This is a genomic window from Cupriavidus sp. 10L45, assembly GCF_056395225.1.
Window position 1 is genome coordinate 104,064 of the sequence record NZ_JBFTJC010000006.1, and the last position, 21,604, is coordinate 125,667.

Sequence of the window (21,604 nt, forward strand, 5' to 3'; positions counted from 1 at the left end):
CGGCAGTAGGTGCAGGCCTGGGCGGGATGGCACTGGCGTTGCTACTCCATGCGATCCAGCATCTGGCCTATCACTACAGCCTTTCTCACGTGGTGAGCAGTGAGAGTTTCCTGGCCGGCGTGGAGAGCGCCACGCCGCACCGGAGGCTGGCGGTGGCGATGGGCGCGGGCGTTGTGGCGGGCGTCGGCTGGTTCGCCCTCTATCGCTATGGACGTCCGCTGGTCAGCATCAAACGTGCTGTCGACGAAGGCGCGCCCATGCCGCCCGGGTCGACCATTGTCCACGCGCTGCTTCAGATCGTCACCGTTGCCATGGGTTCTCCGCTGGGCCGCGAAGTGGCGCCGCGCGAGATCGGCGCACTGATTGCCTCGCGCCTCGCTGCGGTCTTCGCGCTACCGGCGGAACAACGGACCTGGATCGTGGCCGCCGGCGCAGGAGCCGGGCTGGCTGCGGTCTACGGCGTGCCGCTGGCCGGCGCGGTCTTCACCCTCGAAGTCCTGCTCGGCACGTTTAACCCGAGCGCGGCGGCCTTGGCGCTGTTCATGTCCGCGCTGGCGGCGCTCATCGCGTCCCTCGGGCTCGGTTCGGGCGTGCAATACGCTGTTCCTACGCTATCGCTCAACCATTGGCTCACGGTGTGGGCGCTCCTGTTCGGGCCGATCTTCGGTGTCGCCGGCTTTGCATTCAGGCGGGCGACTGCCACTGCCCGCGCCCACGCGCCGCGCGGCGTGCTGCTGCCCGTGCTCTGCATGCTGAGCTTTACGGTGCTGGGGCTCCTGAGCATGCGTTTTCCGGAATTGCTGGGCAACGGCAAGGGCCCGGCGCAGCTCGGATTCCAGGGCGAGATGGCGCTGGGCATGGCCTGCACGCTGCTCGCACTCAAGGTGATCGTCATCTGCGCATCGTTGCGCGCGGGGGCCATCGGCGGCCTGTTGACGCCCGGGCTTGCGTGCGGAGCGCTGCTTGCGATTGCGTGCAGCGCGCTGTGGAATGCCGCCTTGCCCGGCGTTTCGGCAAGCGCCTGCGCGATTGTCGGCGGGGCGGCATTCCTCGCTACGTCGATGCGCATGCCCCTGACGGCCATCGTTCTGGTGGCGGAGTTCACCGGTTTGCCCCAAGCGCTGGTGCCGGCGGTCCTGCTCGCGGTGGCGGGATCGGTCGGCGCGGCGCGGCTCTGCGCGCGGCTGCCCGCGCCATAGTTGGGCGCGACGGTAACGTCGGGAAGCCAGTAACAGGGGAGGTGGCTCGCCTAAGGGTTCCGGGCGCCCCCGCCCGATGGCACCTGGCGTGCCAGGAATCGATCGAGCTGGCCAGCGAACGCCTTGCTGTCCTGTGCCGAGTACGGTGCCGGCCCGCCGGTATCGATGCCTGAGGCGCGGAGCTGATCCATCACATCGCGCATTGTCAGTCGCTCCTGGATATTCTCGCGACTGAACCAGCTTCCCCGAGGGTCGAGCACGTGAGCGCCCTTGTCCAAAGCCGCGGCGGCCAGAGGGATATCCGCCGTAATCACGAGGTCACCGCTGCAGGCCAGTTCAACGATACGGTTGTCGGCGGCATCGAACCCCGCCGGCACCTGGATCGTCTTGATAAAACGGGACGGCGGCGTGCGCATGTACTGGTTTGCCACCAGCGTGACGCACACTTCGACACGCTGCGCGGCTCGATACAGCATTTCCTTGACGACAACCGGGCAGGCGTCTGCGTCAACCAGTACTTGCATTGGGGGTTCCAATTAGGGGGTGGGAGCGGGCATGGTACCGCCTGCGGGGGCCGTCCGCGTGCGCAAGCGCAAAATTGTGCATGCATCGTCAACGGGTGGCCCTTGAGTAGGCAAGGCCTGAGCCCCATAATGCCAGCGCCTTACCTGTAGGGCGCTGGCGGAGCAGCCCGGCGCTCGCAACCGGAACCTAACCATGATCGACTACATAGCGAACCTGATCCGCTCCTACGGCCTCACCATCGTCAAGGTGCTGGTTGTCCTGATTTGCGGCGGCTGGCTGATGGGCGCACTCCGCGCCGAGGCGGGCGGCGCGCTATCGAACGCAATCATCGTCGCAATGGTGATTGTCGTGGCTTGGATCGTACGCCTGGACGTGAAGGCCGCTGCTGCCAAACGGCGTTAATCGGACCTGCCACCGTAGCAAGCTTTACCCGATTCTTTCGCCCACCAGTTCTTCGCTTTTAGCCCAGAGCGCCTTGGCTGTTTGCGGATTGAAGGCATGGGGGCTGGCGCCGTCCACGAAACTGCCGTCCGAGGAAGGCTCGACGACATGGCAATTCTCGCAATAACGTCCCCCGATGTCTTCTGCCGATGCGACGACGCCAGCCCAGACCGAAGTCGCCGCTCCCTGAGGAATGCTCTTCCAGCGGATGGTCGCCTTACCTTCGGCCGCCAGTTGGGCGTTCAGCGCCTCAATTCGTTCTTGGATCATGACCGGATCTACGTAACGCCCCAGCTCTGTCTGGATGGTGCCGGGGTGGACCGCCGTCGCGCGCACGCCGCGCGCCTTGTTGCGTCGATCGAATTCGACGGCGAACAGGACGTTGGCGGTCTTGGACTGCGAATAGGCTAGTCCTTCGGAATAGGGCTTGTGTTCAAAGTTCGGATCCTCCAGATCGACGTCTGCGACCCGATGCGACGAGGACGCGAGCATGACCAGTCGCGCGCCAGCCGGCATGAGCGTTGCGATCCGGTTGACCAATGCGAAATGGCCAAGGTGGTTCGTGCCGAACTGCATCTCGAAGCCGTCTACGGTGCGTCCAAACGGCGTTGCCATCACTCCCGCATTGGCAATGACCAGATCGAAAGGTTTTCCTGCTGCAAGGAGCGTATCGGCGCAGCGCCGGACGCTCGAAAGGGAAGCCAGGTCCATCTCCACGATTTCGAATTGCCCATTGCCGCCGCTGGCCGCCGCGCGAACGTCGGTAGTCGCCGCCTCGGCCTTCCTCAGATCTCGTGCCGCACCCACCACTTCAGCGCCGTGCGCCACGAGGGATCGCGCAGTCTCGACGCCCAGTCCGGCGGATACACCCGTGACCAGCACCCGTTTCCCCTTGAGGTCGATCCCGGCCAGCACATCGTTTGCTGTCGATTTCCAACCAAGCGAGCCGTTTGACATATGTTTTTCCACAGGTCGTTGAAGATGCGTACACTCTAAGTGTGTACTGCACTACATAGTCAATAGACCGATCATGATGATTTCGGAGTTTTCCCACATCACGGGACTGTCGCGGGAGACGGTGCGCTTCTACGTACGGCTCGGGCTTTTCCGGCCGACAACAAGCGGCAAGGGAGGGCGACGTCCCTATCAGCTTTTCACCGACGAGGATCGCCGGGCCGCCGAGGTGGTCCGGGTGGGGCAGTCCCTCGGCCTATCGCTCAAGGAAATCGCCGCCCTGGATACCGAGCGCCGAGAAACCGGCTTCTCTCCGGATCGCAGGACCGAAATCCTGAAGGGACAACTTGCCGGACTCGAAGCGAAGGCGGCGGAACTGGACTCGATGATCCGCTTCGTACGCGCGAAGATCGATTGGGTGGTGGCAGGCGGGCGGGGCTCCCACCCCGACCTGGGATCCTGCGGATGTGACACTGCCGGCTCCCTCACTTGACAGGCCTGTCCGCTACCGTCCCGATATCCGTCGTCAACGGCTTCCTGTCGGGCGCGGATCCGGCTGTTATCGCGCGGCTTGCCGACCGCTCGGGTATTGCGCATGAACTGCTGCAACAACCCGCCGCGCGGGTCACCCAGGAACAGTTCGCCACGCTCTATCGGCTGCTGGCGATGGAGCTTGATGATGAAATGCCTGGCATCTTCAGCCGTCCGCTGCGTAATGGCGTGCTGAAGTTCCTGGGTCTCAGCCTGCTAGACGCGCCAAGGCTGGAGGTAGCCCTGCATCGTTTTGGCCAGTTCTTCCACCTGATCCTTGATGAATTTCGTCTGACGTTACGGCGTGAGGGTGGGGAGGGGTATGTCGAACTGGTGGCGAACCCGGATGGCCCGGGCGTGAGCGTGCTGGGCTGCGAACTGATGCTGAAGCTGGTGCATGGGATGGCCTCGTGGCTCATCCGCCATAGAATCGTGCTCAATGGTGCCGAGTTCGCCTTTCCGCACCCGCCGCAGAGCAGCGATCATCTCTATCTGTTTCCAGGCCCGGTCCGCTTTGACTGCGCACGCACGCAGATCAGTTTCGATGCGGCCTACCTTGACTTGCCGGTCAGGCAACGCAAGCCGGACCTCGAAACATTTCTTGCACGCGCGCCTGAAGACTGGATATTCGTCGCGTTCGCCGAGCAGTTGACCTGCCACCGCGTGCGCCAGCACCTTGCCGAATGCCTGCCTGCGTCGCCGACCATCGATGCGGTCGCGCAGGCACTCCACCACTCCGTGCGCACCTTGTGCCGGCGTCTGTCGGCCGAAGGCACGACGTTCCAGGCCATCAAGGACGAGGTGCGGCGCGATCTTGCCATCCAGCGCCTGACGCGCTCCGAAGATCCCATTGCCGCGATTGCCTACGACGTAGGCTTCGACAATCCCACCGCCTTCCATCGGGCGTTCCGGCACTGGACGGGCAGCACCCCCAACGCCTACCGTCGCCCGCTCTGATCCGTCGATCGGCGTCGGCTGGCGTCGATCGGTGCGGACTGTCAATCCTGGCCGTCGACTAACAAATCCTGCCACTTCAGGCGACGCTCACGCCGTCTGCCGGGTGCGTGCGCGGCTTCGAGGCCGAAAGCGGCACGATTTGTCAGCGAATGGGCCAGTTCGGGTAATCGGCTTTGCGGTGCCCGACATTACGATCACTCCGTCAATGTCGCAGCGCAGCAGGCCACCGAGCCGCGGGCGCTGCATCTCAAGATAAAGAGGCACGAGATGAGCTATACCGCACCCACCAAGGACATGCTGTTTGTTATCCGGGATCTGGCCGGACTGACAAAGATTGCCACGCTTCCCGGTTTCGAGGACGCCACCCCGGAGACGGTCGAGGCGGTTCTCGATGAGGCCGCGAAATTCCACGGCGAGGTCCTGGCGCCGCTGAACGTGGCAGGGGACAGGGCCCCGAGCAGTTGGCACGACGGTGAAGTGCGGACCACGGCCGGCTTCAAGGAGGCGTTTCGCCAGTTCGGGGAAGGCGGCTGGCAAGGCGTGGTCCATCCGACCGAATTCGGCGGACAGGGATTGCCCAAGCTGGTCGCCACGCCATGCATCGAGATGATGAACGCGGCAAACATGTCCTTCGCGCTGTGTCCGCTGCTGACCGACGGCGCCATCGAGGCACTGCTCACGGCGGGCTCCGACGAACTGCAGCAGCGCTACCTGCCGCGCCTGATCGCAGGCGAATGGACCGGGACGATGAACCTCACCGAGCCGCAGGCCGGCTCCGACCTCGCGCTGGTGCGCTCGCGTGCCGTGCGTCAGGCGGACGGCGCCTACAAGGTATCGGGCACCAAGATCTTCATCACGTACGGCGAGCACGACATGGCCGAGAACATCGTGCATCTGGTGCTGGCACGCACGCCGGACGCACCCGAAGGCGTGAAGGGCATCTCGCTGTTCCTGGTGCCGAAGTTCCTCGTCAACGATGACGGCTCGCTGGGGGCGCGCAATGATGTCCAGTGCGTGTCGATCGAGCACAAGCTCGGCATCAAGGCCAGCCCGACCGCCGTGCTTCAGTTCGGCGATCACGGCGGCGCCACGGGCTACCTGATCGGGCAAGAGAACCGCGGCCTGGAATACATGTTCGTCATGATGAATTCGGCGCGCTTTGGCGTGGGCGTGCAGGGCATCGCGATTTCGGATCGCGCATACCAGCAGGCCGTCGCCTACGCGAAGGATCGCGTGCAGAGCCGCCCGGTGGACGGCACGGCAAAGGAACCCGTCCCGATCATCCGGCACCCCGACGTTCGCCGCATGCTGACCGAAATGCGGGCGCTGACCGAAGGCGCACGGGCGCTCGCGCTGGTGGCGGCCGGCTACTCGGACATCGCGCACGCCGCTGCCGATCCCGAGACGCGCGCGCAACATGCCGCGGTCTACGAATACCTCGTGCCCGTCATCAAGGGATGGAGCACGGAGATGTCGCTGGAGGTCACCAGCCTCGGCGTGCAGGTGCACGGCGGCATGGGCTTTATCGAGGAAACGGGTGCGGCGCAACACTACCGCGATGCGCGCATCCTGCCGATCTATGAAGGCACCACCGCCATCCAGGCCAACGATCTGATTGGCCGCAAGACCGTGCGCGACGGCGGCGCCACCGCACGGGCCATCCTCGCGCAGATCGACGACACGCTTGTCGCGCTCGCGGAACGTGGCGCCAATGCGGCATGCAGCGCAATGTACAAGCGTCTGAGCGCGGCGCACACCGCACTGGCGAACGTCATCGAGTTCGTCGTCGCGAAAACGCGTACCGATGCCAACGCCGTGTTCGGTGCCAGCGTGGCCTACCTGAAGCTGGCTGGCATTGTGCTGACCGGATGGCAAATGGCGCGGGCACTCATCGTTGCCATCGAGAAGCATCACGAGGACGAGGCCTTCTACGGCGCCAAGATCGCCACCGCGGCGTTCTTTGCCAACCATATCCTGGTGCGCGCGCCGGCCATGGAAGCGGCGATCACCAGTGTCGCCGGCACGGACGGATTCCTTGCCTTGAACGACGCGCAGTTCTGACGCAGTCAGACCAGACCCAGACACATTGAAGGACAGCAGCATGAAAATCGACGGTTACAGCATGGCGACGCTTGGCGCGTTCGTCGGCCAGGAGTTGGGCATATCGGAATGGGTCGAGATCGATCAGGCGCGCATCGATGCATTTGCAGACTGCACGGACGACCACCAGTGGATCCACGTGGACGTGGACCGGGCGGGTCGCGAAAGCCCGTTTGGCGGCACCGTCGCGCACGGGTTCCTCACGCTTTCCCTGCTGGGCGGCCAGCTGACCCGCATGGGCATCGTCCCGGTCGATGCGAAAGCGGCCGTGAACTGCGGGCTGGAGAAAACGCGCTTCCTGACGCCGGTGAGGGCCGGCGCCCGGGTGCGCAATCGTGTGAAGCTGCTCGCGGCAGAGGACAAAGGCGAAGGCCGCATCATGCTGAGGACGGAGAACACCATGGAGATCGAGGGCCAGACCCGGCCGGCTCTGGTCGCCGAGTCGCTGGCATTGCTGGTGGCCTGAGGAGAGAAACCATGGAAATGACGAAGCAACGTACAGGCAAGGCCGGCAAGCCAACCAAGGCCAATCGGCCGGCCTTGCCCGACAGCGGTGGCGCCATCGCCGCCGTCCCCAATCCCTTTGTGGGCCTGCGCCCGGAGGATCTGGCTTCCACCGCCCACCAGATCGGCACGCAATGCGTTCAGGAGCCCGCGCTGCTGCTGGAACAGCAGACGCAACTGGCGCATGACCTGCTGCGCGTGCTCGCCGGCACGGCCAGTGCCCCGCCAGCCCGCGACCGTCGCTTTGCGGACCGGGAGTGGCATGACAACCCGCTGTTCCGCATGCCGCTGCAGGGCTACCTTGCGTGGCGGGATGCCGCGGCCGGCTTTGTCAGCCGCTCTGTCATGGATGCACGCAGCAAGGAGCGCGCGCAGTTCTTCACATCACTCGTTTTCGACGCCCTGGCGCCGACCAATATGCTGTTAGGCAACCCGGCGGCGCTCAGGGAGACGTTCGAATCGGGCGGTCTCAGCCTGCTCTCCGGGATGACCAACCTGCTGACCGATGCCCTGACCAATCAGGGCATGCCTTCCCAGGTCGACAAGGGCGCGTTTCGTGTTGGCAAGGATCTGGCCAAGACACCGGGAACGGTGGTTTTCCGCAATGACGTACTCGAATTGATCCAGTACACGCCCGTCACGGCCAAAGTCCACGCTCGCCCGCAGCTTATCGTGCCGCCCCAGGTCAACAAGTTCTATGTGTTCGACCTCGCTTCGGGCAAGAGCATCGTCGAGTACCTGGTGGGGCAGGAATTCCAGGTGTTCATGGTGAGCTGGCGCAATCCGACTGCCGCGCAGCGCGAGTGGAATCTCGACACCTACGTGGCGGCGCTGATCGAAGCGATCCATGCCATCCGCGATATCACCGACAGTGATGATGTGAACCTGCATGGCGCCTGCGCCGGCGCGATGACAATGGCGGCGCTGATGGGCTATTGCGCAAGCCGTGGCGAGAAACTGGTACATGCCGCCACGCTGATGGTGTCCGTCTTCGGCCTGGACGAGCAGTCTCAGCTAGGCCTGTTCGCCACGCCGGAGGCCGTTACCACCGCGCGGCAAAGCAGCCAGGCGAGGGGTGTGCTCGACGGCGAGGAACTGGGCCGGGTATTCGCATGGATGCGGCCCAATGATCTGGTGTGGAACTACTGGGTCAACAACTACCTGCTTGGCAAGGCGCCGCCGGCGTTTGATGTCCTGTACTGGAATAACGACACGACGCGGCTGCCCGCAGGATTCCATTGCCAGTTGCTCGACATCCTCTCGGACAACCTGCTTGCCACCCCGGGCGCGCTGACGGTGCTGGGCGAGCCCATCGATCTGTCGAAGGTCGCCTGCGACAAGTTCGTGTTGGCCGGCGTCACCGACCATATCACCCCGTGGCAGGGCGTGTACCGCTCCGCACGTGCCTTTGGCGGACAGACCGAATTCGTCCTGAGCTCCAGCGGCCACATTCAAAGCCTGATCAACCCGCCCGGCAACGCGAAGGCGAAGTTCTTCGTGAACGGCGACGATACGACCGACCCGCAAGCCTGGCTGGACGGTGCCGAGGCCACGTCCGATTCGTGGTGGAACCACTGGAGCCAGTGGCTGAAGCAGCGGTCCGGCCCGAAGCGCAACGCACCCTTGGCGCCTGGCAACGCACGCCACGCGCCGTGCGGCGAAGCCCCCGGACGCTACGTGATCGAAGCCTGACGCCCGGCCATGTCGCAGTGTTCCCAGTTTTTCAACGCAACCTGAATGGAGACCATGAAGATGGAATCGACCAACACCGCGGGCGCGTTCGCCCCGCACAAGAAGCTGTTTGACTTCGTCAAACACAACCGCCTTGATCCGGTGGCGATCCTGGAGTCCCGTCGCAAGGACATCGAGGCGCTGGCCGGCGTCAATCTCGCGCTGCTGAGCGGCCTGCAATCGCTGGTCCGTCTGCAGGCCGAGTACCTGAGTGGCACCGCAGCCGATCTGCAATCGCTCGGCACGCCGAAGCAGGGCGATGACGCCACGGCTTCGGCTGTGCGCGTGACCGACCTGCTGCCGCTCAGCCTGAACAAGGCCGTGACCGGCCTGCGCGGCCTGACCGACACCGTGTACAAGACGCAAGCCGACAGCTTTGCCGTGGTCGGCAAGCGTTTCGCGGAGAACGTGGAAGAAGTGAAGAGCATCCTGCGCCCCAAGCCGTAACCCCCGCGGCACGGCCTCCCCGGGCCGTGCCGTCCCGCCCGCTTCAGGGCAATGCATCCAGGACGACTTGATGACAATAAACGGTGCCAGCGTTGAATCTGGCCACAAGATGGCAATCCGGACCGTAGACCTGGATGGACAGGTGCTGCGGGTCGGCATCCGGCCCGGCAACGATGCGGGGCCGCCGCTCCTCATGTTCAACGGTATCGGCGCCAATCTCGAACTCGTCGAACCGTTCGTCGATGCGCTCGAGGGTGTCGAAGTGATCATCTTCGATGTCCCCGGCGCTGGCGGTTCTCCCGCGCCGCTGCTTCCCTATCGTCTGTCCAACCTGTGCGTGCTCGCCGACAAACTGCTTGGCCATCTCGGCTATGAAGGGCAGGTCGACGTGCTCGGCGTTTCCTGGGGCGGGGCGCTCGCGCAGGAGTTCGCGCATCTCTACCCGATGCGCTGCCGGCGCCTTGTGCTGGCGGCAACGTCGCCCGGCGTGATCATGGTGCCGGGTAGCGTGTCGGTCCTCTCGAAGATGATCGGCGCGCGCCGCTATAACGACCCGGACTACCTGCGGCGCGTGGGCGCCGATATCTATGGCGGTGCCTTCCGCGACGATCCCGGATTGCTGGAAGCGCACGGCCGGCATATGCATCCGCCGCGCGGCCGCGGCTATGTGTACCAGTTGCTGGCGGCATGGGGATGGAGCAGCCTGTTGTGGCTCGGCGCTCTGGGCCAGCCCACGCTGGTCATGCACGGCTCCGACGATCCCATCGTGCCCCTGGTCAATGCCAGGATCCTCGCTTCGCGCATTCGACATGCAGCGCTCCACATCTTCGACGATGGACACCTCTTTCTCCTGACTCGCGTCAGCGAAGCAGCAACGGTGGTGCTGCGTTTCCTGCGTCAGCCTCAGGCCTGACGCAGTGGTCCCCCGGAATCCGGGAGGCCACCTTTGTCAGATTCGCTTTAGTCAGAATTTGTGACGCAGGCCTACGGCTGCACCGATCATCGTGCTCTGCCCGTTGCCAAGGGCATAGCTGTTGCCCAGCGACAGGCTGTTGGCGTAGACGGTTGCCAGCGATTCGAGCATCAGGCCGGCGTTCCTGGCGAACGCCGTGGTCACATAGACATCGGTACGCTTCGAGAACGCGTAGTTCGCGACGAAGGCGATCTGCCATGGGTTGGCCACTTGCGTGTTGCCGTACAGACTCTTCACGTTGTCGTAGTTGTATTCGAGCGTGAGGCCCACGGCAGGGGAGACCTGGTAGATCGCACCGATCCAGTAGAAATCGTCACGCTGAAACATAACGTCCGCCGCATTCGTGTTTCGACCCCAGCGATAACCGCCCATGATCCTGGCCGGGCCGTAGGCGTAGCTGGCGCCGACCACGGCCTTCCTGACGGTGCCACTGCTCGTATCGATGGTCGGATTCCACTGGTCGTAGCCGATGGTGAGGCCAATCGGACCCGCTTCATACGCCACGGCAGCCCCGTAGGCGGAGTCGCGCCGAAACTGGCCAGGCACCTCGCCATTGCCACCAATCGGCGTCGCGATGCCGACCGTCGCGGGCAGGGCCACCCCGACGCCAAAGGACCAGTGTGCAATTGCCTTCACCGGGCCAAACTGGCCGCTGTACTTGAGGGTGTTGTCTTCGCGGAAATTCGGGCCCGATTGCAGGATGATGGGCTCGTACTGCGTGGCATAGGCGGTCGGCGAGTAATTCGCGAGCATCTCGAACATCGAGGTGTACTGGCGGCCAAAACTGACCTGGCCATAAGAACTCTGCAGGCCCACCAACGCCTGGCGGCCGAACAGGCGGCCACTTTGCTGCGAGGTGCCGGTCTCCAGATTGAAGCCGCTTTCCAGGACAAAGATGGATTTCAAGCCACTACCGAGGTCTTCAACACCACGCAGGCCCCAACGCGACCCGGCCAGTCCGCCCGAGGTCATACGGGCGACGTCATGGGATGGCCCGCGATTGAACTGATTGAACGCCGTAGGTACAACGCCCAGGTGATTGACATACTCGACGTTCACATCCGCCACACCGTAGAGCGTGACGCTAGACTGCGCAAATGCCGCCCCAGAACACAGGGGCAGCGATGCGATGGCGATGTTCTTCAGTTTCACCCCGGTCTCCTCCCATCGTCTTGCATGGAGATGCGACGTCGGACCCTCCCATGGCACTCATCATAGGAGAGTTGGGGAGGGCGGTCAGGTCTGTGCCTGCGAGGCGCGCTCGGTCTCGATGCGACGCAGGTCGGCGGCGTAGTACTTGCGCCCGATCGCGAAACACAATGTGGCGCACAGGCCGGCCAGCGGAATGATCTGCAGGGCGCCAAGCAAACCGATTCTGTCGGCGAGCAGTCCCGTCACAAAGGGACCGGGCGCAAGGCCCAGCAGGTTGTTGGCGAGCGTGAGCGTGGCGAAGGCCGTCGCGTGAATGCTGGGATGCGTGAGGTTGGCCACCACGGCGCTCGCCGGTCCGGCCGTACCGCCGACCAGTAGCATGCCGGCAAAGATCAGGACCATTTGCGTCGTGCCCGCCGGCGTGTGGAAGGCCGCCACGAGCAGCACGCAGCTGGTGGTGCTGTAGGCAATGGCCATCAGCCACTTGCGGGTCGGGGCATTGCGGGCGGCCCAGTCGGTCAGCGCACCGCAGGCAATCATGCCTGCGCCGGCCGCCAGCACGAAGCCTGCGGCTGTCAGGCCTGCACGGTCCGTCGCCATGCCGTAGTAGCGTGACAGGTAGCTCGGCATCCACGCAAGCAGGGCGCCCGTGACCAGCAACTGCATGGCGCTGCCGACATAGGTACAAAGAATCGAAGGGGCCGAGAACAGGGCGGATACCAGGGGCCGCAAAGCCAGGCGTTTGGGTGCTCCCGCGTCGCCCTTGTCCTCGCCAATCCGCGCGCGCTGCGCCTTCAGGCGCGGTTCCGTCACCACGAAGCGAAACACGGCTACGAGTATCAGGCCGAAGATGGCCATCGCGGCGAACGCCCAGCGCCACCCGAGATGAGCGGCGAGGGTGCCGCCCAGGGCCATTCCCAGCACCGATCCGAACGGGCCGCCGGCGATGAACGCGGCGCTCAGGCTGGAGCGCAAGCGGCGGGGGAATACCGACAGCACCATGGCAATGCCCACGCTGCCATAGGCGGCTTCGCCGACGCCCACGCACAGTCGGGCGATGAACATTTCGCCGAAGTTCGTCGCCACGGCACAGCCGAGCGTAGCGAGGCTCCACAAGCCGGCCATCAGCATAAGGCTCTTGACCCGGCCCCAGCGGTCCGCGAGGACAGACAGTGGCAATGTCAGGATACCCACCATCAGCGCAACAATGCCGCCGAGCGCGCCGAGTTCCGTATCGGTCAGCGCCCATTCCTGCTTCAGTAGCGGAAATACGGCATTGAGCACCTGGCGCGACATGTAGTCTGACAGCAGCAGACCAAAGCCCAGCGCGAACACTACCCACGAGTAGTAGTGGAGTCCGACTGGCCTGACTGGATCTGCTGCCATGGTCGGAAATGTGGAACGTTGTTCGAGCATGAATACCTCAGAAGGATCACTTTGACGACTCCCGGCCACTTGAGCCGAGGCGCTGACGCGTCCTTCCATGGCGCTTGCCAACGTCCGGTCGCAACGGAAGCAAGTATCTAGAATCAGTTGCGTACGGTTTGACCGTTCGGGACATGCATTTTGCTTTTCGGGATAGTCCGGGAAAACCTGAGGGCCCGGATGCCGTGTCCGGTGGTCCGACGCCGACTTCGGCGAACTGCACCGGGTCACCTAGTATGAAATGCGACGAGGCGAATGCATCGAACTCGTCTTTTCCCTAACGACACGGTTGCCATGCAAGACAAGCCTGACACAACAACATTCGTGCCGTTCAGCGTGTTGCTGCGCGATGGACGGGAGGTGCTGGTTCGGGAGATTGCCGAAGACGACAGGGCTGGCCTGCTGGCGGCGTTCGACAGACTTTCCGCCGACGCGCGTTACACGAGATTCATGGCCGCCATGCAACAGCTACCCGAAGCCATGCTCGAGCACGCAACGCATCCGTCGCCGGAGTGCGAGCTTGCCCTGGTGGCAGTAGCCACCAAAGGCAAGGGCCCGTCTATTGTGGGGGGCGTGCGCTATGCCGCGGCGCCCGGCAACGATACCTGCGAGTTTGCGGTCACGATCGTCGATGACTGGCATGGGCTTGGCCTTGCCAGCCGACTGCTGAGCACGCTAATCGACACCGCTCGCCGCCGCGGTTACCGATCCATGGAAGGCTATGTCCTGTCATCGAACACCGCGATGCGGCGATTGGCTCACCGCTTAGGATTTGCCGACGTACCGTGTCCCGACGACACGACGCTGCGCGTGGTGACCCTTGCGCTGTAAGAGAGTGTTGATCGGGATGGTTGGGGCACCGGAGTACGAATTGTATTTAACATAAGATAGATTATGCATCTGAACGATGTTGGCCGTTATTAGTAATGTCACCTTTGCGACGAATAGAGATGTCACCTGAGGCTGCCTCCCCGTACGCTCCGAGTTTCGTCGGGCGCTTTGGGAGGCAGCCATGCACAGACAAGGATTGGTGACCATGAGCATGCGCGAAGTTGACCGCATGAAGGTGATCCAGGCTGTGGCCGATGGGCACCTTGCGCGCTGGCGGGCAGCCGAACGTCTGGGCGTCAGTGCCCGGCATGTCAGACGGCTGGTCTTGCGGCTCCTGGAGGACGGGCCAAGCGGGCTGGTATCGCGCAAGCGCGGACGTTCCAGCAATCGCCAGTTGCCTCCCGGCCTGGAATCTCGTGTCCGCGGCCTCGTCCGCGACAGCTACGCCGACTTTGGGCCGACCCTGGCCGCCGAGAAGCTGCGCGAGCGCCACGGCATTGATATCTCCTCCGCGTGCGTCCGCCGGATCATGATCGACGCCGGCTTCTGGGTGCCGAGGAAGCTGCGCCCGCCCAAGGTCCACCAGCCGAGGAACCGCCGCGCCTGCCTGGGCGAGCTGGTGCAGATCGATGGCAGCGATCATCACTGGTTCGAGGACCGGGCGGCGGCGTGCACGCTGCTGGTCTACGTCGACGACGCCACCGGCCGGCTGATGCAGCTGCTGTTCGTGCCGACCGAATCGACGCCAGCCTACTTTGCCGCCACCCGGGCCTATATCGAACGGCACGGCAAGCCGATGGCGTTCTATTCCGACAAGGCTGGCGTCTTCCGCGTCAACCGACAGGAGAATGCCGAAGGCCGCGGCTATACGCAGTTCGGGCGCGCCCTCTTCGAGCTGAACATCGACATCCTGTGCGCCAACACGAGCCAGGCCAAGGGCCGCGTCGAGCGAATGAACGGCACGCTGCAGGACCGGTTGGTCAAGGAATTGCGGCTGCGGGAGATTTCCAGCATGGAAGCCGCCAACGCCTACGCGCCGGCCTTCATGGCTGACTTCAACGCGCGCTTCGCCAAGGTGCCGCGCAGCGACTTCGATGCCCATCGGCCGCTGCGCGGTGACGAGGACCTGGAACGGATCTTCAGCTGGCGCGAATGGCGCAAGGTCTCGCAGAGCCTCACACTGCAGTATGCGAAGGTCATGTACCTGATCGAGGACCTGCCTGAACATCGCCGGCTGATCCACCGCTATATCGAGGTGGCGGAGTACCCCGATGGCCGGGTCGAGCTATGGGCCGATGGCGCTGCCCTGCCCTACACCACCTATGACCGGTTGCCGGAGGTGGATCAGGGCGCGATCGTGGACAACAAGCGGCTCGGGCACGTGCTCGCGATTGCCGCCACGGTCCAGGCCGAGCGGGACAGCCGGCACTGGAGCGCGCCGTCGCGCACGCTCTCGGGCGAGTCGCCGCGCCCGGCCAAGGTGCCCTTGAACGTCAAGCGCCAACGGCTGATCAACCGGCTGGATCTGGAACGCGCCATCGCGGGAACGGAATGTCCCACCCTGCTCCCGGCTCAGGCGCCATCGGCCAGCGCCACCGCCTTACGGGCACCCCACAAAAAACATCCCACCCCGCACAAAAAGCACGCCCGGACTGACATTTCTATTTAGCGGAAGAGGGGGTGCGGATGAAAACTTGGACTACTTGGAGGTAGTTCATGTATTCGTACGAGGATCGCATCAGGGCGGTCAAGCTATATTTCAAGTACGGGGGAAAGACGGCAACGGTCGTTCGTGAGCTGGGCTATCCGTCGGGCAAGAACCTGAAGCGGTGGGTTCACCTGTACCAGGCGCTTGGGGACCTGCCCAAGCTCCGCCGTCCAAGGCAGCGATACACGCTGGAGCAAAAACGCGTGGCGGTGGATCACTATTTCGGTCATGGCTGCTCTTTAGTTCATACCCGCAGAGCCCTCGGGTATCCCAGCACCGAAATGCTGGCCCGCTGGATTGAGGAGCTGCGCCCTGGGTCGCGCCGCATGGTCACGAGCACAAACACCAGTGCGCCGTTTGCGTCCGAACAGAGGCGTCAGGCAGTCACTGACCTTTGCACCCGCCCGGGCTCAGCGGAGGATGTGGCAAAAAAGGTTGGAGTAAGCCGACCGATGTTGTACAAGTGGAAAGATCAACTGCTCGGAGACGAGGCATATCGATCTATGCGAAAACGTAAATTGGCTTCGCCTGAAGACGAGCATGCGGCGTTGCTGGAAAGAATCGCGCAGCTCGAACAGCAGGTACGCCAGCTGCAACTTGAGCGCGACATCCTGACGCAGGCGGGCGATCTAATAAAAAAAGACCAAGGCATCAACACCCTGGCCCTGACAAACAGGGAGAAGACACAGGTGGTTGATGCCTTGAAATCTACGTATCCGTTGTCCGAACTTCTTCGCATCGTCGGGCTTGCACGCAGTAGCTATTTTTATCACAAGACAAGATTAGGCCTGGCCGATAAATATGGCGAGGTTCGTAACGCCATGGTCGAGATCTTTGAGGGCAACCATCGGTGTTACGGGTACCGCCGTATCCACGCGATACTGCGCCAGCGCGATATGCAGATCTCCGAGAAAGTTGTGCGCAGATTGATGGCGGAGGAGCAGCTTACTGTCCATCGACCTCGTCGCCGGTATAGCTCTTACAGCGGGGAGATTGGCGTTGCGCCCGAGAACCTGATTGCCAGGGACTTCCATTCGCAGGCTCCAAATCAAAAGTGGCTGACGGACATCACCGAATTCCAGCTTCCAGCGGGCAAGGTCTACCTATCACCCATGATCGACTGCTTTGACGGCAAGGTTGTGAGTTGGTCTATCGGAACGAGGCCTGACGCGCAATTGGTCAATAGCATGCTCGACGGCGCTATCAAGACGCTCACCGAAGGCGACAGCCCCGTCGTACACAGTGACAGGGGCTCGCACTATCGTTGGCCGGGATGGCTACAACGTATCGATGCGGCGGGTCTCGTCCGATCCATGTCGCGAAAAGGCTGCTCACCTGACAACGCTGCGTGCGAAGGCTTCTTTGGGCGCCTGAAAAACGAGATGTACTACGGTCGCAACTGGGCCGGCACCACGGTAGAGGCATTCATGAACGAGCTAAACTCGTACATCCAGTGGTACAACGAGCGGCGCATCAAGTTGTCCCTGCAGGCGATGAGCCCGGTCGACTACCGGCGCCGCTTGGGAATCGCAACCTGAATCAGTCCAAGAAATCGTCCGCAGCCCCTCTGAGCCAAATAGAAAATGTCACCGCCGTTGTTCCGTCCGCCTATGCCCGGCTGGCGGTCATCAATCGGTTGTCCCGGCCGGGTAGTGTTCTCGACTCAAAGCTGACTCAAAGCTGCTTGCGGTACACGACAAATCCGGACTTCTCAGCGATGGTGTCGTAGAGGCGCATGGCGGTCGTGTTTGTTTCCTGGGTCTGCCAGTACACTCTCTCCACGCGCTGTGCCTTTGCACGCGAAAAGACCTGATCGATCAAGTAGCGTGCAACCCCCTTTCCTCTTGCGGCCTCCGCTGTGAAAAGATCCTGCAGATAGCAGTTCGGATTAAGTTGAATCGTACTTCGATGCAGTAAAAAGTGTGCCAACCCAATCAGCTCACCGGCTTGTTCTGCAACTAACGCTTGCATTGGCTCGTACGCGTCGAAGAAGCGTGACCAGGTTGTGAGCGTGATTTCAGCCGGCAAAGCAGTAGCACCGTGCCGGCCGTAGAACGCGTTATACCCATCCCAGAGAACTTTCCAAGCAGGAAAATCGTCCGGATTGACCGTACGGATCTTCACCGGGGTGGTGGTTGTTTCGGCTGTTTGCATTATTCTCCTTTCCGATTGCCCGCAGAAGGTGAGTCTACTGTCATCAACGTATTTTGACTGAAATTGAAATCACTGGGGAAGTAGCTCGACGAACTGCATTTCTCGACCCGAAGCGTTCATTTGGCGAACTGGGACACATGCCTGTCGCTTCCTTTGACGGCCGGCGAGCGCCCCGACATGGCAGCTATCCGCCAGAAGCGCTTAGTCGACTTGAGGACAGAAATCGTTGACAATTTTCCTGCGCGACCCTGATAGTTTGCTTCCCAAACGGTAATGCCTAAGCCAGTGTCCGTAGCACGGTGCCGCTTTCCTGGCGGCATGAACGTGATTTGTCTTGCGATTGTGACGGATGCCCTCGTTACGCGAGTCTCTGCCGATCGCAGACGCTTCGAGGCGTGGCGCAAGCCGGAGCCAGGAGAGCTTTATCATTTATCGCAGGAAGAGTTCAAGCGCGCGAAGGCGCTCGTCGAGCAGGAAGGGATCAGCGTCGTCACGCATCCGGGCGAACTCACGCCGGACGATGCTGCCGGGCCTCGCGCGATCATTTCGGCAGAAGGCGCGGATTTTCTCGAAGACAAAATCGAGCGTGTCGACGAAGCCTTTACGTTGTATCAGCTACGCCACCTGCAGTTGACTCACTATCGTAAAGCGTGCGGCCTCCGTGGCAACAAAGCCGCCGGTCCTGTCGCATACCGCGCTGGCCAGGCGCCCGACCAGCCGAGGCCGATTGATCTCTGCCGATCATGCACGCGCGATAGCGGACACGGGCGGCGTGATCGGCGTGTGGCCTAGCTCCAGTTCGTTCCACGACCTGCAGGATATGGCACATGGATTCAGACGCATGGCCGACATCGTGGGCGTCGACCACGTAGGGCTTGGGACGGACATGCTCGGCTTCATTTCCCCGCCCGTATTCACCAGCTACGCGCAGTTGCCATCCCTCGGTAACGCCTTGCTCGCTGCAGGGTTCTCGCAGTCCGAATCCGAGCAGATCCTCGGTGGCAACTATCGACGCGTTTTCGCGGCCTCGGTGGCGAACTAGAAACTCGGACGAACCGTCTTCCTCCGATCGCCCGCTCCAATTGGCTATCGCGTGGTTACGCTCACTGGAGAAGCCGCCTATCCAAATGACCGCTCAGGGTCGGCAGCCGCCTCTGGTGCCGAGATGCCGTCCCCGAATCGGGCCGAGGTCCTCATCAACGCAAGGCAATCGACCAGTGGTCAGGATGAATCACCACCTGGAAGCGCGATAAATAGGATTGACCGAGCAGCCCATCGATGCCGGGCGCGAAGTCGCCCTTCTCCTTCACCGCGACTTCGACCTGACGCGTACTCATGTTGCCAACCGCCACGGTGAATGCGTGCGCCAGCATCGCAGTCGTCACGCCGTTGGCGGAATGCAGCTTGATGGGCCGGCCGTCGGTGGGCGAAATGCCGGCCCGGCGGGCGAAAGCCGATGTCATCGAGACATAGCTTGCGCCCGTGTCCAGAATGAAGTTGCCCGTCTGGCCGTTGACCGTCACTTTGACGCGTATCACCTCGTTAGGCCTGCGCGGGAAACGCTGCACCGGCGGCAGTTCCTCGGTCTTGCAGTTGCCGCCCTCTTGCCGGTATTGCGCGAGCTGCTTGCGCGCGCTGGACGAAGCCCGCCGCGCCGGATCATAGCCAATCCATGTCGCCATCAATTCGGCCGCCTTGCACGGCTCGCCCAGCGCTGCGCGCGCATCGGCCGCGCCCACATACACGGCACCGATCAACTGCGAGGGGGCGGTGCTACGGCGAATGATCGTCTCGAAATCCCGCAGCGCTGCGGCGTATTCCTTCTGCGCATTCAGCACCGTCCCGCGCATCAACAACGCCATATCGGAACCGTCGATGCTGACCAGCTTGTCGGCCGCCTGCCGCGCGGCACGATAGTCACCGAGCATCCGGAAGATCTCCACAGCGTCGCTCAGGAAGGCCGGCTGCGGCTGGCACACGTTGCCGTATTCGGTCAGCAACGTCGCGGCCTCGCGCCGATAGCGCGCCGCCAGCAGCGCGCGGGACAGATCCCATGCCGCTTGCTTGTCGCATCGCTCGCGATTGAGGGAGTCCAGGTGCCCGACGATGTCGCGGCGGCTGAAAGCGTCGCGCGGCAGCGTGTCCAGATGGAAGGCGATGAGCACATCGCGATACTGGTCGCGGTAGTCCGGTCCACGTACGATCGCATACAACACGCCAAGCACAAGAAACACTGCAACAACCGAGGCAATCAGTAACCGCAATAGCGACTTGGACATGTTCCGGACACGGAGTTCAAGATGTCTGGCATTCTAGGTCAAGTACACTACGAATCACATGGGAGGGAATCGTCGGTCGCCCTTCGGACGCGGCCTTTGCTCCGATGCCGGAACAGCGTCAACAATCGGACCATATGTGATTCAACATCGGCAGAACCCTTCATTGACATATCGGGAAATATCGATATACTGCCGTCATGGACCTGCTCGAAATTTTCAAAGCGCTCTCGAACCGGACACGGCTCGAGATCCTGCGCGGCTTGAAAGATCCCGTGAAGAACTTCCCGCCGCAGGATGAGGGCGACGTTCACACGGTGGGCGTTTGCGTGAGCAGCATCCAGGAAGGGGTCGGACTGTCGCAATCAACGGTGTCGGATTACCTTGCCACGCTGCAACGCGCGGACCTGGTCGAGGTCCGGCGCATCGGACAGTGGACCTACTACAAGCGGAACGAAGCAGCCATCAGCGCCCTCGCCCAGCTCATCGGGAAGGAGCTGTAATTTTTTGCCTATATATATCGATATTTCCCGATATCCCGTTTTATCGAAACAATCCGGAGACACCTCACCATGAAAGCACTGGTCCTGAAAACATTCGGCGGGCCCGACGCATTCGCACTTTGGGAAGTACCTAAGCCCGCGCCTCAGGCGGGACAAGTCCTGGTCCGGGTCGAGGCTACCTCGATCAATCCCCTGGACTATCAGGTCCGGCGTGGTGACTACGCCGACCTCGTGCCACTGCCCGCCATTACCGGCCACGACGTCTCTGGCGTCGTCGAAGCAATCGGCCCCGGCGTGACGGCCTTCATCCCCGGCGACGAAGTCTGGTACACCCCGCAGATCTTCGACGGCCCCGGAAGCTATGCCGAATACCACGTAGCATCCGAGAACATCGTAGGAAGGAAGCCTGCGTCCCTGAGCCACCTCGAAGCGGCAAGCCTGAGCCTCGTTGGCGGAACGGTGTGGGAAGCGCTGGTCGCGCGTGCGGCGCTGCGCGTGGGAGAGAGCATCCTGATCCACGGCGGTGCGGGCGGCGTTGGCCATATTGCGATCCAACTCGCGAAAGCGATGGGAGCCAGAGTATTCACGACCGTGCGCGACGACAACTTCGAGTTCGCAAGACGCCTGGGGGCGGATGTGGGCATCGACTATCGGAAAGAGGATTACGTCGGCGCGATCCTGCGCGAAACAGGCGGCAAAGGCGTTGATGTCGTGTTCGACACCATCGGCGGCAACACGCTGTCCCGCAGCCCGGACGCCCTCGCCCAACTCGGCCGCGTTGTCACGATCGTCGATACCGCGCAGCCGCAGAACGTGATGCAGGCATGGGGCAAGAACGCGAGCTACCACTTCGTGTTCACACGACAGAACCGCGGCAAGCTCGACGAACTGAGCGCATTGGTCGAGCGCGGCCAACTACGGCCGCACGTAGGCGCAGTCTATTCCCTCGCCGACATCCCCCTCGCCCACGCCCGACTCGAAAGTTCCGGCAACGGCCTACAGGGAAAAATCGCGATAGCGGTCGGACCGTTGGCGCAGCTCGACATGGAGAGGGCTCTCTGCGAATAGAACTCTGCCATTCGTCTCCATCACCTCTATTCCTTCGTCAAGGTCGTAGTTTAAGCAGTCATTGCGGACGGCGCTACCGGTTGATGGTGTATCTTGCCTGCTCCACGCTTTACCACCATCCAGCC

At 62.7% G+C, this 21,604-nt stretch carries 22 protein-coding genes; 16 read left to right on the forward strand and 6 right to left on the reverse strand.

The window, feature by feature from the left end:
- The first annotated feature begins 26 nt into the window (after positions 1 to 26).
- Positions 27 to 1,199, forward strand: a complete 1,173-nt coding sequence (locus AC1DFU_RS12680) for a chloride channel protein (RefSeq protein ID WP_441593042.1) — start codon at positions 27 to 29, stop codon at positions 1,197 to 1,199.
- A 50-nt stretch (positions 1,200 to 1,249) separates the two neighbouring features.
- On the opposite strand, the gene AC1DFU_RS12685 is transcribed toward AC1DFU_RS12680, so the two are convergent.
- The gene (locus AC1DFU_RS12685) at positions 1,250 to 1,723 is read right to left on the reverse strand and encodes a YaiI/YqxD family protein (protein WP_092300469.1); all 474 of its coding nucleotides are present in this window, start codon (positions 1,721 to 1,723) and stop codon (positions 1,250 to 1,252) included.
- 193 nt (positions 1,724 to 1,916) lie between these two features.
- Here AC1DFU_RS12685 and AC1DFU_RS12690 point away from each other — a divergent pair, with 193 nt between their 5' ends.
- The gene (locus AC1DFU_RS12690; protein WP_092300466.1) at positions 1,917 to 2,126 is read left to right on the forward strand and encodes a hypothetical protein; all 210 of its coding nucleotides are present in this window, start codon (positions 1,917 to 1,919) and stop codon (positions 2,124 to 2,126) included.
- A gap of 24 nt (positions 2,127 to 2,150) precedes the next feature.
- On the opposite strand, the gene AC1DFU_RS12695 is transcribed toward AC1DFU_RS12690, so the two are convergent.
- Positions 2,151 to 3,122 carry an SDR family NAD(P)-dependent oxidoreductase gene (locus AC1DFU_RS12695; protein ID WP_441593044.1) on the reverse strand — a complete coding sequence of 324 codons (972 nt, stop codon included), beginning with the start codon at positions 3,120 to 3,122 and terminating at the stop codon, positions 2,151 to 2,153.
- Between the two features lie 73 nt (positions 3,123 to 3,195).
- Between AC1DFU_RS12695 and AC1DFU_RS12700 the strand changes: the two genes are divergently transcribed.
- The 7 genes from AC1DFU_RS12700 (at position 3,196) to phaZ (ending at position 10,302) form a co-directional block, all read left to right on the forward strand.
- A complete protein-coding gene (locus AC1DFU_RS12700) occupies positions 3,196 to 3,612 on the forward strand; it encodes a MerR family transcriptional regulator (protein WP_441593046.1) in 417 nt (138 codons plus the stop codon).
- On the forward strand, positions 3,609 to 4,607 hold the full coding sequence (locus AC1DFU_RS12705; protein WP_441593048.1) for an AraC family transcriptional regulator: 999 nt from the start codon (positions 3,609 to 3,611) through the stop codon (positions 4,605 to 4,607). The genes AC1DFU_RS12700 and AC1DFU_RS12705 overlap by 4 nt, the downstream gene beginning before the upstream one ends.
- A 267-nt stretch (positions 4,608 to 4,874) precedes the next feature.
- Positions 4,875 to 6,668 carry an acyl-CoA dehydrogenase gene (locus AC1DFU_RS12710; RefSeq protein ID WP_441593050.1) on the forward strand — a complete coding sequence of 598 codons (1,794 nt, stop codon included), beginning with the start codon at positions 4,875 to 4,877 and terminating at the stop codon, positions 6,666 to 6,668.
- 40 nt (positions 6,669 to 6,708) lie between these two features.
- Positions 6,709 to 7,173: a MaoC family dehydratase gene (locus AC1DFU_RS12715; RefSeq protein WP_441593052.1), complete on the forward strand. Its 465-nt coding sequence runs from the start codon at positions 6,709 to 6,711 to the stop codon at positions 7,171 to 7,173.
- A 17-nt stretch (positions 7,174 to 7,190) separates the two neighbouring features.
- Positions 7,191 to 8,903 (forward strand): alpha/beta fold hydrolase, encoded by a 1,713-nt coding sequence (locus AC1DFU_RS12720; RefSeq protein WP_441593054.1) that lies wholly within the window; start codon positions 7,191 to 7,193, stop codon positions 8,901 to 8,903.
- 60 nt (positions 8,904 to 8,963) lie between these two features.
- Positions 8,964 to 9,389: a phasin family protein gene (locus tag AC1DFU_RS12725; protein ID WP_441593056.1), complete on the forward strand. Its 426-nt coding sequence runs from the start codon at positions 8,964 to 8,966 to the stop codon at positions 9,387 to 9,389.
- Between the two features lie 70 nt (positions 9,390 to 9,459).
- Positions 9,460 to 10,302, forward strand: coding sequence for a poly(3-hydroxyalkanoate) depolymerase (gene phaZ, locus AC1DFU_RS12730; protein WP_092300448.1), 843 nt, complete (start codon positions 9,460 to 9,462; stop codon positions 10,300 to 10,302).
- 51 nt (positions 10,303 to 10,353) lie between these two features.
- Here phaZ and AC1DFU_RS12735 read toward each other — a convergent pair whose 3' ends face one another.
- Together AC1DFU_RS12735 and AC1DFU_RS12740 are read right to left on the reverse strand one after the other, a co-directional pair.
- Entirely contained in the window at positions 10,354 to 11,514 is a 1,161-nt protein-coding gene (locus AC1DFU_RS12735) for a porin (protein ID WP_092300445.1), read from the reverse strand.
- A gap of 84 nt (positions 11,515 to 11,598) precedes the next feature.
- Entirely contained in the window at positions 11,599 to 12,930 is a 1,332-nt protein-coding gene (locus AC1DFU_RS12740; RefSeq protein ID WP_092300442.1) for an MFS transporter, read from the reverse strand.
- Positions 12,931 to 13,233: 303 nt separating this feature from the next.
- Here AC1DFU_RS12740 and AC1DFU_RS12745 point away from each other — a divergent pair, with 303 nt between their 5' ends.
- The 3 genes from AC1DFU_RS12745 to AC1DFU_RS12755 all read left to right on the forward strand — a co-directional run bounded on the left by AC1DFU_RS12745 (position 13,234) and on the right by AC1DFU_RS12755 (position 17,016).
- On the forward strand, positions 13,234 to 13,770 hold the full coding sequence (locus AC1DFU_RS12745) for a GNAT family N-acetyltransferase (RefSeq protein WP_092300744.1): 537 nt from the start codon (positions 13,234 to 13,236) through the stop codon (positions 13,768 to 13,770).
- 181 nt (positions 13,771 to 13,951) lie between these two features.
- The gene (locus AC1DFU_RS12750) at positions 13,952 to 15,439 is read left to right on the forward strand and encodes an ISNCY family transposase (RefSeq protein ID WP_441593076.1); all 1,488 of its coding nucleotides are present in this window, start codon (positions 13,952 to 13,954) and stop codon (positions 15,437 to 15,439) included.
- Positions 15,440 to 15,486: 47 nt separating this feature from the next.
- Positions 15,487 to 17,016 (forward strand): IS3 family transposase, encoded by a 1,530-nt coding sequence (locus tag AC1DFU_RS12755; protein ID WP_441593077.1) that lies wholly within the window; start codon positions 15,487 to 15,489, stop codon positions 17,014 to 17,016.
- A 136-nt stretch (positions 17,017 to 17,152) separates the two neighbouring features.
- Here the strand turns inward: AC1DFU_RS12755 and AC1DFU_RS12760 are convergent, their stop codons facing one another.
- Entirely contained in the window at positions 17,153 to 17,632 is a 480-nt protein-coding gene (locus tag AC1DFU_RS12760) for a GNAT family N-acetyltransferase (protein WP_441593078.1), read from the reverse strand.
- Between the two features lie 318 nt (positions 17,633 to 17,950).
- Here AC1DFU_RS12760 and AC1DFU_RS12765 point away from each other — a divergent pair, with 318 nt between their 5' ends.
- Together AC1DFU_RS12765 and AC1DFU_RS12770 are read left to right on the forward strand one after the other, a co-directional pair.
- Entirely contained in the window at positions 17,951 to 18,424 is a 474-nt protein-coding gene (locus AC1DFU_RS12765) for a hypothetical protein (RefSeq protein ID WP_441593338.1), read from the forward strand.
- Complete coding sequence (locus AC1DFU_RS12770; protein WP_441593321.1) at positions 18,330 to 18,674, forward strand: membrane dipeptidase; 345 nt, start codon at positions 18,330 to 18,332, stop codon at positions 18,672 to 18,674. Before AC1DFU_RS12765 ends, AC1DFU_RS12770 begins: the two co-directional genes overlap by 95 nt.
- Positions 18,675 to 18,828: 154 nt before the next feature.
- On the opposite strand, the gene AC1DFU_RS12775 is transcribed toward AC1DFU_RS12770, so the two are convergent.
- Complete coding sequence (locus AC1DFU_RS12775; protein WP_441593080.1) at positions 18,829 to 19,911, reverse strand: retroviral-like aspartic protease family protein; 1,083 nt, start codon at positions 19,909 to 19,911, stop codon at positions 18,829 to 18,831.
- A gap of 197 nt (positions 19,912 to 20,108) precedes the next feature.
- Here AC1DFU_RS12775 and AC1DFU_RS12780 point away from each other — a divergent pair, with 197 nt between their 5' ends.
- Positions 20,109 to 20,411, forward strand: coding sequence for an ArsR/SmtB family transcription factor (locus AC1DFU_RS12780; protein ID WP_441593082.1), 303 nt, complete (start codon positions 20,109 to 20,111; stop codon positions 20,409 to 20,411).
- Positions 20,412 to 20,480: 69 nt separating this feature from the next.
- Positions 20,481 to 21,479 (forward strand): zinc-dependent alcohol dehydrogenase family protein, encoded by a 999-nt coding sequence (locus tag AC1DFU_RS12785; RefSeq protein WP_441593084.1) that lies wholly within the window; start codon positions 20,481 to 20,483, stop codon positions 21,477 to 21,479.
- The last annotated feature ends 125 nt before the right edge of the window (positions 21,480 to 21,604 follow it).

Excerpts from the sequence above, each read along its gene's own strand:
- AC1DFU_RS12680 (WP_441593042.1), top strand. The coding sequence starts at position 27 with ATGGCACTGGCGTTGCTACTCCATGCGATCCAGCATCTGGCCTATCAC.
- AC1DFU_RS12685 (WP_092300469.1), bottom strand. The coding sequence starts at position 1,723 with ATGCAAGTACTGGTTGACGCAGACGCCTGCCCGGTTGTCGTCAAGGAA.
- AC1DFU_RS12690 (WP_092300466.1), top strand. The coding sequence starts at position 1,917 with ATGATCGACTACATAGCGAACCTGATCCGCTCCTACGGCCTCACCATC.
- AC1DFU_RS12695 (WP_441593044.1), bottom strand. The coding sequence starts at position 3,122 with ATGTCAAACGGCTCGCTTGGTTGGAAATCGACAGCAAACGATGTGCTG.
- AC1DFU_RS12700 (WP_441593046.1), top strand. The coding sequence starts at position 3,196 with ATGATGATTTCGGAGTTTTCCCACATCACGGGACTGTCGCGGGAGACG.
- AC1DFU_RS12710 (WP_441593050.1), top strand. The coding sequence starts at position 4,875 with ATGAGCTATACCGCACCCACCAAGGACATGCTGTTTGTTATCCGGGAT.
- AC1DFU_RS12715 (WP_441593052.1), top strand. The coding sequence starts at position 6,709 with ATGAAAATCGACGGTTACAGCATGGCGACGCTTGGCGCGTTCGTCGGC.
- AC1DFU_RS12720 (WP_441593054.1), top strand. The coding sequence starts at position 7,191 with ATGACGAAGCAACGTACAGGCAAGGCCGGCAAGCCAACCAAGGCCAAT.
- AC1DFU_RS12725 (WP_441593056.1), top strand. The coding sequence starts at position 8,964 with ATGGAATCGACCAACACCGCGGGCGCGTTCGCCCCGCACAAGAAGCTG.
- phaZ (WP_092300448.1), top strand. The coding sequence starts at position 9,460 with ATGACAATAAACGGTGCCAGCGTTGAATCTGGCCACAAGATGGCAATC.
- AC1DFU_RS12740 (WP_092300442.1), bottom strand. The coding sequence starts at position 12,930 with ATGCTCGAACAACGTTCCACATTTCCGACCATGGCAGCAGATCCAGTC.
- AC1DFU_RS12745 (WP_092300744.1), top strand. The coding sequence starts at position 13,234 with ATGCAAGACAAGCCTGACACAACAACATTCGTGCCGTTCAGCGTGTTG.
- AC1DFU_RS12750 (WP_441593076.1), top strand. The coding sequence starts at position 13,952 with ATGCACAGACAAGGATTGGTGACCATGAGCATGCGCGAAGTTGACCGC.
- AC1DFU_RS12755 (WP_441593077.1), top strand. The coding sequence starts at position 15,487 with ATGTATTCGTACGAGGATCGCATCAGGGCGGTCAAGCTATATTTCAAG.
- AC1DFU_RS12760 (WP_441593078.1), bottom strand. The coding sequence starts at position 17,632 with ATGCAAACAGCCGAAACAACCACCACCCCGGTGAAGATCCGTACGGTC.
- AC1DFU_RS12765 (WP_441593338.1), top strand. The coding sequence starts at position 17,951 with ATGAACGTGATTTGTCTTGCGATTGTGACGGATGCCCTCGTTACGCGA.
- AC1DFU_RS12775 (WP_441593080.1), bottom strand. The coding sequence starts at position 19,911 with ATGTCCAAGTCGCTATTGCGGTTACTGATTGCCTCGGTTGTTGCAGTG.
- AC1DFU_RS12780 (WP_441593082.1), top strand. The coding sequence starts at position 20,109 with ATGGACCTGCTCGAAATTTTCAAAGCGCTCTCGAACCGGACACGGCTC.
- AC1DFU_RS12785 (WP_441593084.1), top strand. The coding sequence starts at position 20,481 with ATGAAAGCACTGGTCCTGAAAACATTCGGCGGGCCCGACGCATTCGCA.